This is a genomic window from Mycolicibacterium gilvum, from assembly GCF_900454025.1.
Lineage (GTDB): Bacteria > Actinomycetota > Actinomycetes > Mycobacteriales > Mycobacteriaceae > Mycobacterium > Mycobacterium gilvum.
The window spans coordinates 676,378-693,149 of record NZ_UGQM01000001.1 but is presented as its reverse complement, the minus strand read 5'-3'; the positions used below and the strand labels follow the sequence as shown (position 1 = coordinate 693,149).

16 protein-coding genes and 1 pseudogene are annotated in these 16,772 nt (G+C 63.7%); 3 read left to right on the top strand and 14 right to left on the bottom strand.

Annotation, left to right across the window (positions count from 1 at the left end):
• Positions 1-101: 101 nt before the first annotated feature.
• The 3 genes from DYE23_RS03255 (at position 102) to DYE23_RS03245 (ending at position 3,221) form a co-directional block, all read left to right on the top strand.
• Positions 102-1,595, top strand: a complete 1,494-nt coding sequence (locus DYE23_RS03255; protein ID WP_115326490.1) for a DDE-type integrase/transposase/recombinase — start codon at positions 102-104, stop codon at positions 1,593-1,595.
• On the top strand, positions 1,592-2,407 hold the full coding sequence (locus DYE23_RS03250; protein WP_016343888.1) for an ExeA family protein: 816 nt from the start codon (positions 1,592-1,594) through the stop codon (positions 2,405-2,407). The genes DYE23_RS03255 and DYE23_RS03250 overlap by 4 nt, the downstream gene beginning before the upstream one ends.
• 184 nt (positions 2,408-2,591) lie before the next feature.
• Positions 2,592-3,221, top strand: a complete 630-nt coding sequence (locus DYE23_RS03245; RefSeq protein ID WP_115326489.1) for an LOG family protein — start codon at positions 2,592-2,594, stop codon at positions 3,219-3,221.
• 516 nt (positions 3,222-3,737) lie between these two features.
• Here the strand turns inward: DYE23_RS03245 and DYE23_RS03240 are convergent.
• The 14 genes and pseudogenes from DYE23_RS03240 to lpqS form a co-directional block, all read right to left on the bottom strand.
• Positions 3,738-4,004 carry a hypothetical protein gene (locus DYE23_RS03240; RefSeq protein WP_234809705.1) on the bottom strand — a complete coding sequence of 89 codons (267 nt, stop codon included), beginning with the start codon at positions 4,002-4,004 and terminating at the stop codon, positions 3,738-3,740.
• 1,342 nt (positions 4,005-5,346) lie between these two features.
• Entirely contained in the window at positions 5,347-5,817 is a 471-nt protein-coding gene (locus tag DYE23_RS03235) for a transposase (protein WP_172527697.1), read from the bottom strand.
• Positions 5,818-6,228: 411 nt separating this feature from the next.
• Positions 6,229-7,308 carry a YVTN family beta-propeller repeat protein gene (locus tag DYE23_RS03230; protein WP_308207166.1) on the bottom strand — a complete coding sequence of 360 codons (1,080 nt, stop codon included), beginning with the start codon at positions 7,306-7,308 and terminating at the stop codon, positions 6,229-6,231.
• Between the two features lie 144 nt (positions 7,309-7,452).
• Positions 7,453-7,731: an SHOCT domain-containing protein gene (locus DYE23_RS03225; protein ID WP_115326485.1), complete on the bottom strand. Its 279-nt coding sequence runs from the start codon at positions 7,729-7,731 to the stop codon at positions 7,453-7,455.
• A 313-nt stretch (positions 7,732-8,044) separates the two neighbouring features.
• The gene (locus DYE23_RS03220; protein ID WP_133259123.1) at positions 8,045-8,626 is read right to left on the bottom strand and encodes a DUF1942 domain-containing protein; all 582 of its coding nucleotides are present in this window, start codon (positions 8,624-8,626) and stop codon (positions 8,045-8,047) included.
• 608 nt (positions 8,627-9,234) lie between these two features.
• Positions 9,235-9,446, bottom strand: a pseudogene (locus tag DYE23_RS03215) (heavy-metal-associated domain-containing protein).
• Positions 9,447-9,614: 168 nt separating this feature from the next.
• Positions 9,615-10,022 carry a four-helix bundle copper-binding protein gene (locus DYE23_RS03210; RefSeq protein ID WP_067393773.1) on the bottom strand — a complete coding sequence of 136 codons (408 nt, stop codon included), beginning with the start codon at positions 10,020-10,022 and terminating at the stop codon, positions 9,615-9,617.
• 1,063 nt (positions 10,023-11,085) lie between these two features.
• Positions 11,086-12,024, bottom strand: coding sequence for a M56 family metallopeptidase (locus tag DYE23_RS03205; RefSeq protein WP_115326484.1), 939 nt, complete (start codon positions 12,022-12,024; stop codon positions 11,086-11,088).
• A complete protein-coding gene (locus DYE23_RS03200; protein WP_115326483.1) occupies positions 12,021-12,407 on the bottom strand; it encodes a BlaI/MecI/CopY family transcriptional regulator in 387 nt (128 codons plus the stop codon). Before DYE23_RS03200 ends, DYE23_RS03205 begins: the two co-directional genes overlap by 4 nt.
• A gap of 150 nt (positions 12,408-12,557) precedes the next feature.
• Positions 12,558-13,256, bottom strand: coding sequence for a L,D-transpeptidase (locus tag DYE23_RS03195; protein ID WP_235660542.1), 699 nt, complete (start codon positions 13,254-13,256; stop codon positions 12,558-12,560).
• Positions 13,257-13,529: 273 nt separating this feature from the next.
• On the bottom strand, positions 13,530-13,829 hold the full coding sequence (locus DYE23_RS03190; protein WP_115328850.1) for a hypothetical protein: 300 nt from the start codon (positions 13,827-13,829) through the stop codon (positions 13,530-13,532).
• Positions 13,830-14,086: 257 nt separating this feature from the next.
• Positions 14,087-15,304 carry an MFS transporter gene (locus DYE23_RS03185; protein WP_115326481.1) on the bottom strand — a complete coding sequence of 406 codons (1,218 nt, stop codon included), beginning with the start codon at positions 15,302-15,304 and terminating at the stop codon, positions 14,087-14,089.
• Between the two features lie 50 nt (positions 15,305-15,354).
• Positions 15,355-16,467 (bottom strand): PLP-dependent cysteine synthase family protein, encoded by a 1,113-nt coding sequence (locus tag DYE23_RS03180; RefSeq protein WP_115326480.1) that lies wholly within the window; start codon positions 16,465-16,467, stop codon positions 15,355-15,357.
• A gap of 116 nt (positions 16,468-16,583) precedes the next feature.
• On the bottom strand, positions 16,584-16,745 hold the full coding sequence (gene lpqS, locus DYE23_RS32060) for a putative copper homeostasis (lipo)protein LpqS (RefSeq protein WP_459076704.1): 162 nt from the start codon (positions 16,743-16,745) through the stop codon (positions 16,584-16,586).
• Positions 16,746-16,772 lie beyond the last annotated feature (27 nt).

Genomic DNA, 16,772 nt, shown 5'->3' with positions numbered 1-16,772 from the left:
TTGCCCCTGACGCGACGCGCCGTGATCGGTGATCCTCGCCAAGGAACCTGCCCGGCAACGGTTTCGGGCAGGGCCGCCGAGCATGCGAGGAGGACACTGCGGTGTCATTGGAAGAGCACAAGCGTCGGGAGCGGGCCCACGCGATCGGGTTGTTCCGCTATCAGTTGATCTGCCCTGCACTGGAGGCGGGGTTGTCGACCAAGCAGCGGGGCAGGCTGGTCCGCGAGATCGCCGAGCGGCGCCATATCGACCCGTTCGGCAGTCAGGTGCAGGTGGCGCGGGCGACCTTGGATCGCTGGATCCGCCGTTACCGGGCTGGCGGCTTCGAGGCACTGGTCCCTGAGCCGCGGCGGTTGGCCACCCGCACCGATGAGCAGGTGTTGGAGCTGGCTTCCTCGCTGAAACGGGAGAACCCGGCCCGCACCGCCGCCCAGGTGGCCCGGATCCTGCGCACCGCGACCGGGTGGGCACCCTCAGAGTCGACCCTGCTGCGCCACTTCCACCGCAGCGAACTGATGGGCCCGGCCACCGGCGCGGCAGGTGAGGTGTTCGGGCGGTTCGAAGCCCCCGACCCGAATGAACTGTGGGTCGGCGATGCCCTGCACGGCCCGCGGGTCGGGGACCGCAAAACCTACCTCTTCGCGTTCCTCGACGACCATTCTCGGTTGGTGGTCGGGCACCGCTTCGGGTTCGCCGAAGACACCGTGCGCCTGGCGGCGGCGTTGAAGCCGGCGTTGGCTGCTCGCGGAGTTCCCGCCTCGATCTATGTCGACAACGGGTCCGCGTTCGTCGATGCGTGGTTGCTGCGGGCGTGCGCGAAACTCGGGATCCGGCTGGTGCATTCCGCGCCCGGTCGCCCGCAGGGCCGCGGCAAGATCGAACGGTTCTTCCGCACCGTGCGTGAACAGTTCCTCGTCGAGGTCACCGACACCAGCAGCGAGGACCTCGCCGCGGCCGGGGTGGATCACCGCGGGGCGTTGTTGGAGCTCAACCGGCTGTTCATGGCCTGGGTCGAGACCGAATACCATCGCCGCACCCACTCCGAGACCGAAGCGCCGCCGCTGGCTCGGTGGGAGGACGGCTGGGATCGGCTCGGCGGGCTGCCGGCGTTGCCGACTGCTGCGGATTTGACTGAGGCGTTCTTGTGGTCGGAGTTCCGCACGGTGACCAAAACCGCCACGGTCTCGCTGCATGCCAACACCTACCGGGTCGACCCGGCCCTGGCCGGGCGCCGGGTGGAGTTGGTGTTCTCCCCGTTCGATCTGGAAACGATCGAGGTCCGCTACCGGGATCAGAGTTTCGGCGCCGCGATCGCTCACACCATCACCCGCCATGCCCATCCGAAAGCCCGGCCCGAGACCGTTGACTCAGGACCTGCGCCGGCGGTGACGGGGATCGACTATCTGGCGTTGACTGCCGCTGCCCATCATGAGCAGCTGCGCCAGGATGAACGTATCGGCTATCACGCCCTCTACGGCCCTCGCACTGACCGCACTATCGACGCCCCTGGCGACCATGCTCAGATTCCTGGCCAGCTCTCCATCACCGACCTCGACCCCAGCAACGCTGCTCATGAAGATGGGGTGTCGGCATGAGTATTGAACGGCTGCAATCGCATTGGGGTTTCTCCCGGATGCCGTTCGGGCGGAATCTAGCTCCGTCGATGCTGCACCGCCACCCCGGCCACAGTGAAGCGATCGCCCGCATCGGCTGGTGTGTCAATCAGTGCGCGATCGGGGTCATCACCGGTGAAGTCGGCGCCGGCAAAACCGTGGCCATCCGCGCCGCGGCGACCGCCCTGGACCCCGCCCGGCACGTCATCATCTACCTGGCCAACCCCACCATCGGAGTCCGCGGGATGCTCACCCACATCGTGGCCGCACTCGGACACACCCCGGTCTTTCACACCGCCCGCCTCGCACCCCAGGCCGCGGACGCCCTGGCCGCTGAACACGCCGAACGCGGCCGCAACCCCGTGCTCGTCGTCGATGAAGCCCATCTGCTCGACAACCATCAGCTCGAAGCGATCCGGCTGCTCACGAACCATGACATGGACTCCGGGTCACCGTTCGCGGTGGTGCTGGTCGGCCAACCCACCCTGCGGCACCGGCTACGCCTCGGTGTCCTTGCCGCGTTGGATCAGCGCATCGCCGTGCGCTACACCCTGCCCGGCATGAGTCCAGCTGACACCGCCGACTACATCAGCCATCACACCAAGATCGCCGGCCGCTCCGACACCCTGTTCGCCGAGGATGCCGTCACCCTGATTCACAACGCCTCACGCGGACACCCACGAGCGGTCAACAACCTCGCCTTGCACGCGCTGACGGCTGCGTTCGCGGCCGGTCATTCCATCGTCGGTGAGAAAGCTGCCCGCATCGCCATCAGCGAAACAGCCTCAGACTGAACCAGACTCCCATCACCGAGACCACCACGGCATCACCGCGGCGACGATCCCGTCACCGAGACCACCACAGCCCCGCTCAAAACACCGAGCGGGGCTGTTCTCATCGATCCGTCATCATCACCACCGATGACGACAACATCGTCACGCTCAATGACGGGCAACAGCCGGCGGTGACCCCGACCGGGTGACCCGGATCCGGGACGAAGTGACGTCCGGATTTACGGCTTTGGCGAACGTCACGAACGCCGTGTCAGTTTTCGGCTCCGCGCGCACGCCGCCGGATCACCCGCACTACAAGCTGGCGCACGCGCTGGCTGCACGGCTGGGCGCGCTGGGTTTCGACATCATCACGGGTGGAGGACCCGGGATTATGGAGGCCGCCAACCGCGGCGCACGCGAGGCTGGCGTGCGTTCGATCGGCCTTGGCATAGAGCTCGCCCAAGAACAGGGCATCAATCCCTTCGTCGATCTCGAGCTTCACTTCCAGTATTTCTTTGTCCGCAAACTGATGTTCGTCCGCTACGCGAACGGGTTCGTAGTCCTTCCGGGAGGCTTTGGAACGCTCGATGAGCTCTTCGAGGCCTTGACTCTGATACAAACCGAAAAGATCCGCCACTTTCCGGTCGTGCTCGCGGGATCGGCGCACTGGAGTGGACTGCAGCGATGGATCCGCGAACGGCTGCTCAAGCCGGGAATGGTTGCGGCCGATGACGTTGAGCTACTTGTGCTCGCCGACGATCCTGACGAGATCGGCGAGATTGTCGATCGTTGCCGCCATCTTCAGTTGCAGACCTACCGATCGTCTGGATCGTGAGTTGAGCGGGACTATGGTGTTGCCTGTTTCACCGCACAATTGTTCGGCGTCGTCTCGGTTGAGGGCAGCGGAGGCGAAATGGCGATTACTTCGAGGTGCCGCAGCCGACGAGCACCAATGTGGCACGATGAGCCTCCCACCAAGCCAGGCCAATCCGCGCCCTCAGCTGCCCGGTTCAGTCAGAGTGGGCGGTGGGCCCAGGGTCGAAGAGGATTTTGGTCCAGCCGTATCCGGGCAGCAAATCCGCCGTCGACCGAGAATGAAAGACGGTGCCCGAGCCTTGCGCGGTCGAACACGCGACAATGACCAGCCACGGGTGTGGACTACATGTGCCGATCGGATTCCGGTAGTACTGAAGTATCCGACGATGCCAGGCCGCGCAGAACTTCTCCAATTTCGTTGGAAGTCCACATGAGTCGGGCTGATCGACGACTATTGCTAGTGCTTGCGCCGTGGTTTGCTGGTTCGCTTACCACGGTTGCGGAGCCAACAGCTTTGCGCCGGACAGTGCCGCTTTTAACGGACGCTCTGGTGTTCGGCACGCGAACGACGGTCGACCGTGACGCGGCAGCACAGGTTATATGCCCAGACGAACACCACCCCGGCGTACACGCTGTAGACGATGCTCCAGCCCATGCCGGTCAAGAATCCGACGACACTCCAGCTGAAGCCGGGAAATGCGGCGGCAAAGGCACTGTCGGTAAACGTCGAGTGCGCCAGAGCCCGCCAGATGAAGCAGAGCACGTAGGTTATGACGCCGAACACCGCCAATGCTGAGCTCACGCGCGTGATGCTCAACCTCTTGTTAATCACCTGACGTCCCCTCGATGTATGCATTCTGTGTGTATGAACAACGACTGTGACTTAGAAGTGCGACACCGGCAAGAGGACTTCTGATCACCATGCGGCGCCGAAAGCTCTCATTGCTTCAACCGCCCGGCCACTGGCGAGCCCAACTTCGACTCGTGGCGACCGACCGACCGCCAGTCCCAAGGTACCTGCTCACATCATGTTAGATCTCGCAAAACGCTTCGCTGGTTGTCCTCATAGAGACGACGCACTTACCGGATCCCAGTGCGGTGTTGGCATAGTCTCCTCGATCGCAATGCCCCGCGTAGCGGCCCCGTTTTGCAACAACTCAACCGCCGTCGGGGACGTCGATGCGCAGGTGCGGGCTGGCGCGGTTATTAAGGTTCCCCTAATGGCTCTAGTACTGGTACAGATAGTACTGATATGTCACGTACTGATGATGCAAATAGTACCTCAAGGGTGCGCACGGACACGTACGGAGATCGGGACGTGGTGCGATGCGCTCAGTTTGTTCCGGCGCATTTCGGAGCCGTTGGCAGGCCTAGGACTAAGCCGTCATGTCTGAGCAGGGCGCAACCGGTGAGGGGCCGCCTCGCAGACGTCCGTTGACGGCCTTGCGCGGGACGCCACCATCGCTAATATGGACATTGTTAGTACTAGGTCACCCAATGGAAACTTCCAGCGGGCCTCAACGGCAGAAAGCATCGTGATGGCTATCGACAATCCCGTGCGGCGGCTTTTTGTGAGGGCGTGGATTGCAGCCGCTGCTGGGCTCCTCCTGTTGGCCCTGGTCCCGGCTGTGAACAGCGAGCCGACCGCGTCAGCGCAACCGTGTGTATCCGGCGAGGAACCAGATCCGTTGACCGGGACGTGTGTGCCCCACCTCGTTCCCAGAACACCGCAAGGCGCCATCCCCGGGAACCCCGACGTACCAGCGGTGCTGGGGCGGCCCTGCACTACACCCGCGGAATGCGCCCGCCTGGGGCGGGATCCGGGGACTCTGCCCCCCCAACCGGTTCCGCATTCCAAGACCGGCCACGACGGTAATGCAAGCAGTCACCCATAGCCACAGCGCGTCGGCCGCAGTTTCCGAAGACGACCACACCCCTGCGATCCGGGACGAGTCGGACATCTAGAAAACGAACGTTCCGGCGTGTCGCCCCGCGGCGCGAACTTGCGATGTGGCTCGCGCTCAGTAGGCAATGACGACCCGACGAGGATGAAGACGGCGAGCGAACCCCGCGGTTACCCAGCTCGATGACGACGTCCTGCAGGAACATCGTGCCCTCGCTGTGTCGAGTGCAAAGCCTTGATTTCATCGACCGCGACCTCGGTAAGAATTGGAGATCCGCTCCCCGCGACACCGACACGCGTACACCTCGGCCAGGTGCATCATGATATCGGGGGTAGCTATGCCGCGCGGATACAGCGACAGCACAATGGAATTGATGCTGTCGAACCGGCGGTCTTTCTTCGCCGCAAATCGCCGGATCAAACGACCCGTGCGGTCGCGGGGCGAGTCAATCTTGACGCGACCATTGAACGTGGTCACCGTTTTCGGCGTCGTGCCGTTCGCGAGAATACCCGAGCCAGGCCCTGCCGGATCGCCGGCCTCATACCCGAAGATATGGGTCAGCTCCGAGTTCAGCGCGCGTTCCAGCACGGCCTTGGTCAACTCGTTTCGCAAACCATCAGCGCCGTCGATCGTGGTTCCCTCTTTGACCGCATCCTTGATCAGCGAATCCAACTCGGCGGTAGGCGTCTCAGCGGTAAACGTCTCCGCCAATCGCCGAGGCGCGTTCCGCCGTACCCGCCACCTGACGTGGTCTTGCCCGCAAAACATCCTTACTGTCTGCCCGAACGGCGCTCCGCTGATGGACTACCCCGGCCTTACACAGACGGAATGACACGGCCCGTGGGAGGGCTGGCCTCGTACAGGTGCCCGCGGAGAGCGCGCAGCACTTTGGTGCCGTCGGGGAGCTGGTGATCAGTCCAGCCTTCGAGCCCGGTGATGAAGAGTCTTGATCACATGATGAGTGCGGCAGTGGTGTAATGCCCGGTGCTGCTGATACCTCGTTAGTATGTCTTCCGGTCGGTCCACCTGTGGCGAGTGGTGTGGTCATGCGATGCGTGCAAGCCCGTCGCTGGCCGCGACCGATTTGAACGCCTGTCAAACTGCAGTCGGTGTGGTCTGTGGCTAATGCCCATGGTCGTCGGGCGACTCTTCTTGACTGCTGGTAGCCGGTTCTGGCAACTTCAATGTCGTGGTTGTGGACGCGCCCGGTGCGGGGCGGCGGATTGAATAGCTGATGCCGGTGGGTTCGGCGCCGGTTGGAACCGTTGCCGCCACCGAGGACGTGGCTAATTCGATAACCGAGACTGTGTCGCTGTAGCTGTTGGTCACCCATGCCCGTGTGCTTGTGTCATCGATAACGACACCGTGGGGTCCGGAACCGGTGTTTACTCTGCTGCGCACGGTCATTGAATGGGTGTCGATCACCGACGCGGTGTTTCCCGGCTGGTCGCGTGTGCCCTGGTCTGCGGACACGACGGTTTCTCCATCGGGAGCCAGAAAGACCTGGACTGGCGGGGTCGGCACGGATACGGTACCGACCACCGTCCGAGTAGCCAGATCCACCTTCGCCACCGACGACGGATCACTGATTCCTGTGTAGGCGTAGCGGCCATCGGCGGTGACGGCCACCTGAGCCGGGCCCGCGCCCACGGGAACCGCGCCCAACAGCGTGTCAGTGGCGGGGTCGATCACATCGAGCGCGCCGGCCATGGTGTTGGCCACGACGATGATTGAGCCGTCGCCGGCGGGTCGCAGACCGTGCGGCATCCCGCCAAGCGTGATGCGGCCGGTCGGCTGCAGTTCAGGGGCCCGGTACACCGACACGGTGCCATCTGCCGCATTGGTCACGTAGACCTTGCCGTTGGCTTCGATGACGTGCGCAGGCTCTGCACCGGTTGGGGCGGTTGCCTTGACCGCAAATGTCGCTGCGTCGATCGCCACCAACAGATTTTCGCTACCGCTGACCGCGTACACGGTGTCCCCGCCAGGGCCCATTTGAACGTTGTGCGGCTCCTCGATCCCGTCGAGCGTGGCGATCACGGCGTTCGTCGACGCGTCGATGACCGTGATGCTGTCGCCGTCCTCATCTGCTACCCATACCGAGCCGGTTACGCTGCCAGCTGGCTCGGGCGATGCGCCTTCCTGTCTCGCGGGTCCATCCGCTTCGCCTGAGCAACCCGTCAATGCCATTGCCAGCGTCACGACTAGGGCTATCGGATGTAGCGGAACTCCCCTTTTACTCATGGTTGAAATTGGCTTCAGCCGATGCGGCACATAGTGAGTCCATCGGAACACAGCCGGTCTCGCCGAAGGCAAAAGACTTCCCAAGCGCCAGACGAAAGCCGTTCATGGTGCTGCTCTATGTTTCCTGAGCACGCTGAGGCGCCGACGGTACTCGTCGTGATCCAATTCACCCTGCGCGTAGCGTTCGGCGAGCACATCTTCGGCCGGGCCGAAGGGTGAGTAACGAGGCGGCGAGGAAGTGCTGTTACGAGTCAGAAAGCGCATGGCCAGCACCACGACCGTGAGGATCGCCGCCAACACCAACACCATCGCGATAACCATTAACGCCCAGCCGCCCCAGCTCCAGCCGTCATGCCACATCCACCCGTCATCGCCATGCATTCTGCGGCCACCTCTCCTACTGTCTTGTTTCCTTGTGCGTTCGCGTGCTCGCTACCACGCTGTTCCGTAGTCCGATGGTCGTGGGAGTGTTGAGCTCGCCAGGTCGCGCCCCGATACGCGACCACTGCTCTCGTTGCCGGCGCTTCGATGGGCGGGCACGTGGATACTCCACCACGTAGAAGACGCTTGAGGCCGGGTCAGGCCCTGCTGATATAAAGGCCTCGGGCATTCGAGCTCGCGAATAATTCGACACGGTCCCCGATCGTCCTTGGGACTCCTCGTTTCTGGCCAGACGACGAAATGTTCCATGCGGCTAGGTCGCCTGGAGTTCGCAGCACGCACACGGCGTTGCCGATTCCTTACACTGGCAATCGCCCATCTGCATGCCCGGCCCCATTTGCATGTCGAGCATGGGTCCGCTGCAGCACCACATCATCACAGGTCGTGGCGTGCCGGTGGTATAGATCAGGGCAACAGGGTCGTCAGCGGTGACGTCGAAGTACAGTTTGCCCGTCGAGGTCTGTCCGTCTGCAAGGGTCGTACTGGGGATTCCGTTGGGGCTGGGCACCTGCCAGAGCGCCGGATACCGGACGCCGGAACGCGATACGGCCTGAAAATTGGGGATGATCGGTGTGACCGCTCCGTTCATGGCGCTCACCGACACGCCTGCCTCCCACAGCTTGCCGACTGCCGAATATCCAGGCAGGAGGTCGGCGCCTCGCTGCAGATCGATGGCTGTCCACTCTTGCACCACCGGCGCACCGGCGTCAGCCACTCGCTGTTGGGAGCCGAACATGTGAGGACACTTCGCCGCTGCAAACGCGGCTGGTATGCCGGTGCCCACCAACAGCATCATCGCTGCGGCCGCCGCCATCACAATCACGATATTTCGCACTGCCTGTCCATTCTTTACGCCGCCGCAGGCATACGCAGCTGCTACGTACTTCTACGACCATGCTTACCAGATGCGGCACCGCACGCGGAAGGCGTCCAGTAATCGGTCGCATGAACTTCGAGGCGAAGGGACCCGGTTCAGATTTGCACCGACAGGCAAGAGCGACAATGCTTCTCGTGACCTCGACGGCCCTCGCATCAGCGCCGGCTGGCATGTAAGGAACGACTGAGGCGCCACCCGAGCTAGGGAGATCGGACCGGCGCCCCAGCCGCCCCGACACATACTAACCTAAATAGTAGATAGCGAAAGTACTTCCTGAGACAGATACCGAAAGTTCGCGTATAGCCGTGTCGTTCGTGGCAAACTGCCACGGCTGCAGATACCGAGGCGGCTTTCGAAGGGCGCTGGAAGCGTCCGGAGCGTCACCCGCCCCCGGCGCCATTCGAGCGGTTGCAGCCTCCCTGAATCGCCATGGGGAGCCGTGCCAGAGAGCTGCCGTTCTCGACGCTTGTCAATAAGTAAGCGCCACCCGCGTCAGCACCTGGGCTGGTTTCGGCTGAGTGTGCCATCGTGGCGTGCCGCCGCTGTGGACACTACCTGGACGGTACTCATGTCATCCGCACGGCGGTATATCCGGACTCGTCTACGGCCGCCATTATGGCCGCATCGGCGATGGGCTCCTCACTGGTGACGACCAGTTCGCCGGTGGCAGCGCTCACCTCGACATGCTTGACGCCGCCGAGGGATCTGACTTCCTCGCGGACCGACATCTCACAGTGACCGCATGTCATCCCGGAGACGCGTATTCCGCTGTGGCCATTGGTGTATTCCTCCTCATGGGGACGATCGGCCAGCTCACTTCGTTTAGGAAACCGGGGCAGGTCAGGCTCTGCGTGTCATGCCGCAGAAGCGGGCCGGGCCCATACTGAATCACAGAAGCCAACGATGCCATCGGCAGGCTGGCTACCCTCGGGAGGCTTCGCAGCGATCAGCCCAGCGATGAGAGCAGCTGTTCGCACGCCTGCCCGCAACGCCGACACACCTCGGAGCAGATTCGGCAGTGCTCGTGGTGCTCGGCATGCCTAGCGCATTCATCGCCACAGGACTGACACGCCGTGGCGCAGGCCTGCAACACCGAACGGGTCAGATTGGCATCGTAGCCGGTGTGGCGCGAAAGCACCCGACCCGTCGTCTCACACAGATCTGCACAATCGAGGTTGGTGCGAATGCAGGTGGTCAGCTCTTGGACCGATTGTTCACTCAGACAGGCATCTGCGCATGCGGTACATGCCTGTGCGCATTCGATACACGCCTCGATGCACGCCGTCAATGCCGCACGGTCGATGCCGCCGAGATCCTGCGGGTAGGTTTCCAGCATTTCAGCCGCGGTGCTCATTTGCCTCACTCCATCACTGTTGTCAGGTGTTGTGCCGCGAGGTTTCATCAAGACGCGGCTATCCGTGTGACCGCGGCCAGCCTGACGGCACAGCCACAACTCATGGACGACAGGCGCATACCCCACACATCTACGGTGAAACTCCGTAGGCCAAGCGTAGGGCAAGGGCGTGCCGTCGACAAGTACCCCGCGCGCCGCATCGGCCTGCATCGAACGCCGGCGGCTTGGATACCGGGACGCGATACGCCAGTTAGCCTGCACCACACCGACGCGATGAACGCGACGCTGACGCGATACCGATCAGCAGCATCATCCCCGGGCGACGGACTTCAGCTCGGGCCCACCCGCCGGTGAGATAAAGGCATACCGCCGGAGACGGATAAGCGTGCCCCAGATTCGGTGCGATCCACGCGACACCACGCTGCCCGCCATCCGAGGTAGCCGAACAGTTCGGCGACCATGTGGCTGAACAGCACCACCGGTACGGACAAAATCAGGCTGCCCCAGAGAACCTGCCGCGCAACACATCCCCGGACGTCCCCGTGCCCGCCATGGCGGTCATGGCCCGAGCCCGGGCTATCTTAAGCGACGTAGGCCAAGTGTTCGCCGTGTCCGGCCTGGGGGTCGTGTTCGCTCAGGATAGGACTCTGTATCTGAGGGGCCGTGGTGTCCGAGCCGTTCGAGGTGTCGGTCAGCATGTCCGTGCTCCGGGCGAGAGATCACAACTCCTTCTGTGGGCCGCCGTGTGGCCGGTGGCGCTGTCGCCAGCCCGTTCGCGGTCGCGTGTCCGGCGGTCGAGTCGGATACCGTGATCTTCTACTGGCCGTCTTAGTAGGACAATGTCGGACTCCGCAGAGTTCTAACTTGTCTGCATCCGAGTTGGCGATGATGTCGGCTGAACAACGCTTGACAGAGCTAAAATCGGTTGCGGGCCTGCGTCGGACGGGCCGCACATGTTCGCCGGAGCAGCCACCGGCCACGCGGTTTGCCCTACTACCAGGCCAGCGCGCGGTCGGCGGCCACACCGATCCTCTGGTCTCATGCTTGCGCGACATTCCTGGAGCTAACCGCACATCAGCGTGCCCGATGCCATCAACGCAAGAATAAGCAACGGTCCGCCGGCCATCAGCGTCGATGCGCTAGTCAACGCTGCCCGGGCGCGTATCTGCGTCGGCGGTGTTGCGGGAACCGCCAGGCGCTCGGCTCTGCTGAGCACCGCCACATCGGCCGCTCCCAATGATCCTGCCGGCGCTGCGCCGGCCAGTGACATCAATCCTGAAAGCAGCGTGCGGTGACCGAATCGACGGGCCGCCGCGTCGTCGGCACACATCTCCAGTATCCGCGAAACCTCAGTGGCGCCCCGTGTCATCAGCGAGAGTTTCGGGAAGACCACCGCGAGACTGCGTAGGGCGGCTATCACTTGATGATGGCGCCCCGCCAGATGAGCGCGCTCGTGTGCGAGAACGGCGCCCAGTTGATCGTCGTCCAGGGCCGCCAGCGCACCGGTCGTCACCACAATGACCGGTGGGCGACCCGATACGCAGTAGGCGGCACGCTCGGAAGCATCGATCACGAACACGTCCTGCCCGACCGGCCGACCCACCAACCGCACCCCGTCAGCGTGCTCGAGCGCCCCTGCCCGCAGGCGAGCAAGAGCGCGGGCAATTCGGGCACCGGCGAGCGACGCGGCGATGACACCGGCGGCTGCAGCGGCGAGCAACAGTACTTGCGGGATGCGACCGGCATACCCAGTCAGCACGTCGCACAACACGGCAAGACACGACGCCACCACACCGTTGCGGTGTTCGCCGCCGGTGACAAGGTCCCCGACGATGAGCACTGCGGCCATCAACCAGCTGATAAGCACACTGCCGATGGCAGTCAGCCATGCCGCCACACCGTAGCGAGGAGCATGCCCTTCACGGGTGAGCCGACGCAAAATCGGCGGGCCGACCACGCACACCACGAAGCTGTAGAGCAGCAGGCACGCAGCGATGCTCACCGTTTACCTGACCGCTTCTTGGGCAGCCGTCGCAACGCCGTGCGCAGCCGCTCGGACTCCCGGGGACCGATCTGCTCGATGAAGTGGCTCAGCACCAGGTCTGACCGCCCTCCGCCCTTGAGGGCATCGCGCATCAACCGTGCCGTGTGCTGCTCGCGCGACAGTGTTGCCCAGTAGCGATAGGCCCGACCGTCGCGTTCGCGGGCCAGCCAGCCTTTGGTATGCAGATTGTCCATGGTGGACATTACCGTGGTGTAGGCGATTTGCCGTTCGGCGGCCAGTTGCTCAAAAATTTCCCGTACCGTCATCGACGCATCAGGTCCGTAGTCCCACACGCGTTCCATGATGACCGCTTCCAACTCGCCGAAGCCGCGCACCCGCACCGTTGAACCTCCACTGTTCGACGAAGAGCTTACCGGCCACCATGGCATACGCGCGATTCAACAGACGCTGAGGCAGGGCGCACAGAAATGCGCAGGGGTGGCCGCTGTCGCCGAAACGGCACCAACCGCATGCTGGATCGGCGCGACCCGCTACGCCTGAACGGTGACGGGATCCCCTACTCGCACCATGTCGAAATACCACTCGGCGTTTTCCGGGCTGAGGTTGATGCAGCCGTGGCTGACATTGGCCGATCCCTGCGCGTCGACCGACCAGGGGGCCGAGTGCACGTAGACACCTCCCCATGTCACGCGCACGCCGAATTCGCCGTCGATAAGGTAGCCCTCCGGGTCGTCAAGGGGGATACCGATGGTGCGTGAGTCGAACACGACGTTGCGCTGCTTCTCCAACACCGTGAAGTCACCGACAGGTGTCTCGAAACCGGGCTTGCCGAGCGACGCCGGCATTTCACGGACCACCTCGCCGTCGACTTCGACGGTGAATGTGTGTGCATCGATGTCCGCGATACCGACCACCGCAGCACCGGTGCTGAACTCGGTCTTCAACCCGCCTGCCCGCACTTCGATCTCATCGTGGGCCGGCCAATAGCCGGTCGGTTTCCACTCCAACGTTGCATCGTCGAGCCATGTGAATTCACCGGTCGTCGACTGCGAGGTGGTGATTGCAACCGTGCGTTCGGCGGCCTCCCTATTGACGACGGGCGCAATGAACTCCACCACCACTGGGTGGGCGACCCCGACCACCTCACCGGGGCCCGGAAGGACGCGAATCACGCCGATAGCCTCGGTGGCCGCAGCTTCGGCGGCTGGGGTGCCCGCCGACGGCGCCACGAGAGCAGCCACCACGGCTGCCGTGGTTAGGAGCCATCGCAACTAACCTTCACCACCTTCGTCTTTCAACCGCGGCGTGCGCCACAATGTAGTCTACGTACTTACTACGTATAGTAGCTTCCAACCGTCCGCGACGAACGTCCCCGCCACACGGTTGGACCCCGTGCTCGAACGTCATATATGCCTTGCGTTGGTGTTTAGGGATCATCGCCACGACGCCCTTGCGGCACCGGTCGATCGGCCGCTAGCCACCGCGCCGCATCGCCGCCTCCCTTAGCAGGTGACGTCGACGTAGATGGTCTTGTACACCACCCGCTCCACGGTGCGGTCGCGCATGTTCCTGCGCATCTCGGTGACGTCGCGTCCTGGTCGAATCGAGCTCACGGCGCACTTCGTAAGAGGCGCGGATCCGGTCTTGCTCACGATGACCGTATATCCGCTGTCCTCAAGGCTTTTCACCGTATCCTGCGCAGAGCCAGGGCCCGTTGGGGCAGCAGGTGCCGGCGCGGCGACCAACACGGCCGCGGTGGTGATACCGGCGACTATCGTCACCGTCTTTGCCAATGTAGCCATGTCCACTCCCAATTCGCCGCTGGACCAGCCATTCATCGCCCTGGTCTAGTACGTAGTAGATCAGTAGTTACTAGTCAACGTTACCTCAAACACTGACAGTCATACCGGTCTTGCGGGCACGGTTGGATAACGATGAGAACGCGTTTGAAACAGCTACTTTCAACTTTTCGAGAGAAGCCGATGGCCGCGATCCGGAAGTTCGCGCACGGGCTGGCACCGCGACGGCCGGGCAGTCACTGCACAGGACGATGGTCCAGCTAGGGCAGCCGATCCGGATCCATGGCGGCTTTGACCGGCGCCGGCTGCAGTCGCCCGCTGCGATTGAGGTAGAAGAGCGCTGATGCCGTCAGCCCGCCAATTAGGCTCAGCGCTGCCCAGATCAGCTCTGGTGCTCCGGCATCGCGTGCGGCTTGCATCAGTGCGCCGGTACCCAAGTTGCCGGCGAGTATGCCGACACCGATGATGGTGTTGTAGAAGCCGTAATGTGTTGCGACCAACCGGTTGTGGGCGAGTGATACCACGGTGTCCATTTCGAAGGGAAATACCGCTGCTGATCCGACTGCGAGCAGTGCAGCGGCAGAGAGCAAGGCGATTGCGGAGGCCGCCAGGCCGAACCGGCCGCTATCGGGAACGACGGCCAGCGGCACGAACGCGACCGCCAAGATGAGTGTTCCAATGATTAGTGAGCGTCCCGCGCCCCATCGTGCACCGAACACGCGAGTGATGCGCAGTTGTCCGCCCACGGCGATCACTCCGGAAATCGCGAACACCGCTGCAACCAAGAGCGTTTCGGCGTCTGGCGCCAGAATCGCTGCGTGCAGCGGCAGTGCGAGATATACCTGGAAGGACAACACGTAGGAGCCGGTCATGGCCGCTGCGAACAGCAGAAAGGATCGGTTGGCCACCACGGCGCGCCAGTCATCGAGTACGGACGCCTTCTCGGCGTTGAGTGTGGCGCTGTGCTGGGGAAGGGCGAACAGTTGGGCAACGGTCAGTAGCGCGAACACTGTCGCCGCCGCTGCCGCGGTGACGCGGAAGTCGAGCGCCATCAGTGCCAGTCCCGCCAGCGGGCCGGCCAGAATGCCCGCCTGGTAGAAGATGTTGAACACTGCGAACGCTTCGACGCGCCGATCACCGGAATCGGCTGCCAGGTAAGCGCGTACCGCCGGGTTGAACAATGCTCCGGCGAAGCCCGTGGCCGCCGAGGCGATTAACACCATCGGCAGTGACTCGGCCACGACCAGCAACCCGAACCCTGCGGTACGCAGTAGGCATCCCGCTACGATCAGCGGTTTGTAGCCCAACCGGTCAGCGAGTGTGCCTCCGATGATGAACATGCCCTGCTGTGAGAAATTACGCACGCCCAGCACGAGACCGACCGCCCATGCTGCGAGCCCCAACGGGCCGGCCAGATATCCCGCCAAGTAGGGCATCAGCATGTAGAAGCCCAGGTTGATGCCGAACTGGTTGATCATCAGCAGCCGGCTCGGCCAACCAAAACTCCTGAACTGTGCGGCCACTGCCCTCACCGCGCCACCGCCACGGGGTCAACCACCCGCGCGCACCGCGTCCACGACTGGACGACGCACTCTGTGGGCTCCGCGACGACCGCGGGCTCTGCACCCGGGGGGCCTGCCAGGATTCCGTGTGCCCGGCAGTAGTCGTCGTTGTAGACGGTGTCGAAGTAGCGTTGCGGGCCGTCGGGAAACACCGCGGCGATCCTTGTACCCTGCGGGTAGGTGCGCGCCGCCCAACCGGCCACCAGCGCGACCGCCCCCACACTCCACCCGCCGCTGGCGTAGTGGGTGGCGGCCAAGGTTCGGCACGCCCACACCGCCTCCGCGGGCGCCACCCAGTGCACCTCGTGGAATGCGCGGTAATCCACATTGCGGGGGTAGATGCTCGAGCCCAGGCCGCGCATCAGCCGCGTGCTTGCCGGCTGGCCAAAAATCGTCGAACCAACGGTGTCCACGCCGATCAGCTGCAAGTCGGGATTGAACTCGCGCAACACTCGCGCCACGCCGGCTGAATGCCCGCCGGTGCCCACGGAGCACACCAAGACGTCGATGGACCCCAGCTGATTCTGCAACTCCAGCGCTAAGCCCCGATACGCGTCGACATTGTCGGGATTGTTGTACTGATCCGGATACCAGGCGGTCGGATCACCGGCCAAAATCTCGGCCACCCGATCGCGCCGAGCCTGCTGCCAACCGCCCCGCGGGTGTGGCTCGGTCACCAGATCCACCTGCCCACCGTATGCCGAAAGCATTCGTTGAACAATCGGTTCCATACCGGGATCAGCGACCAGCGTCACCGGATGCCCGTATACGGTGCCCGCCAGCGTAAGCCCCAGCCCGAGTGTGCCGCTGGTGGATTCGACGATCCGGCCACCCGGCTGCAGATCGCCACGGGCGAGGGCACGCTCCACCATGTGCATGGCCGGGCGGTCCTTCATCCCGCCGGGGTTGAAGCCCTCGAGTTTGGCCCAAAAGCCCCGCTCTTCAGAGCTGAACGGAGCACCGATCCACAGCACTGGAGTGCGGCCGACCAGCGTGGCAGGCCGGCGGTGATACCGGCCGACGGCGCGGCGACGTGAGGCGGACAGGTCGGGCGTGTGTACGGATAGGACATGGTTCATGGGGTTTCCACGCTTCTGCGTCGGAGCCGCAGCGCTGAAGAGGACGCGGCTATGGATGGTGGGCAGCAGACATCGACCCGAGTCCGCTCAATGCGGACAGGTCATGCGCCGCCCACTCAGCAGCGTGTGATACAGAACCGGGTGAGCCGATCACGACCCCAGAGCACAGCCCGGGCCGCCGGCGGCGGGCCACGCATGGATGTGCCGACCGCGGCGCCCCACCAGCCCAGCGCCAAAGCCACGGCGGTGACCAATCCAAGCGCAAGGGGCAGGGTCATGACCCGGGGCAGCACAGCCGCGGCAAT

Coding starts and splice junctions, on each gene's coding strand:
- DYE23_RS03250 (WP_016343888.1), top strand. CDS start 1,592: ATGAGTATTGAACGGCTGCAATCGCATTGGGGTTTCTCCCGGATGCCG.
- DYE23_RS03225 (WP_115326485.1), bottom strand. CDS start 7,731: ATGCATGGCGATGACGGGTGGATGTGGCATGACGGCTGGAGCTGGGGC.
- DYE23_RS03210 (WP_067393773.1), bottom strand. CDS start 10,022: ATGAGCACCGCGGCTGAAATGCTGGAAACCTACCCGCAGGATCTCGGC.
- DYE23_RS03190 (WP_115328850.1), bottom strand. CDS start 13,829: ATGGCTACATTGGCAAAGACGGTGACGATAGTCGCCGGTATCACCACC.
- DYE23_RS03185 (WP_115326481.1), bottom strand. CDS start 15,304: ATGATCAACCAGTTCGGCATCAACCTGGGCTTCTACATGCTGATGCCC.
- DYE23_RS03180 (WP_115326480.1), bottom strand. CDS start 16,467: ATGAACCATGTCCTATCCGTACACACGCCCGACCTGTCCGCCTCACGT.
- lpqS (WP_459076704.1), bottom strand. CDS start 16,745: ATGACCCTGCCCCTTGCGCTTGGATTGGTCACCGCCGTGGCTTTGGCG.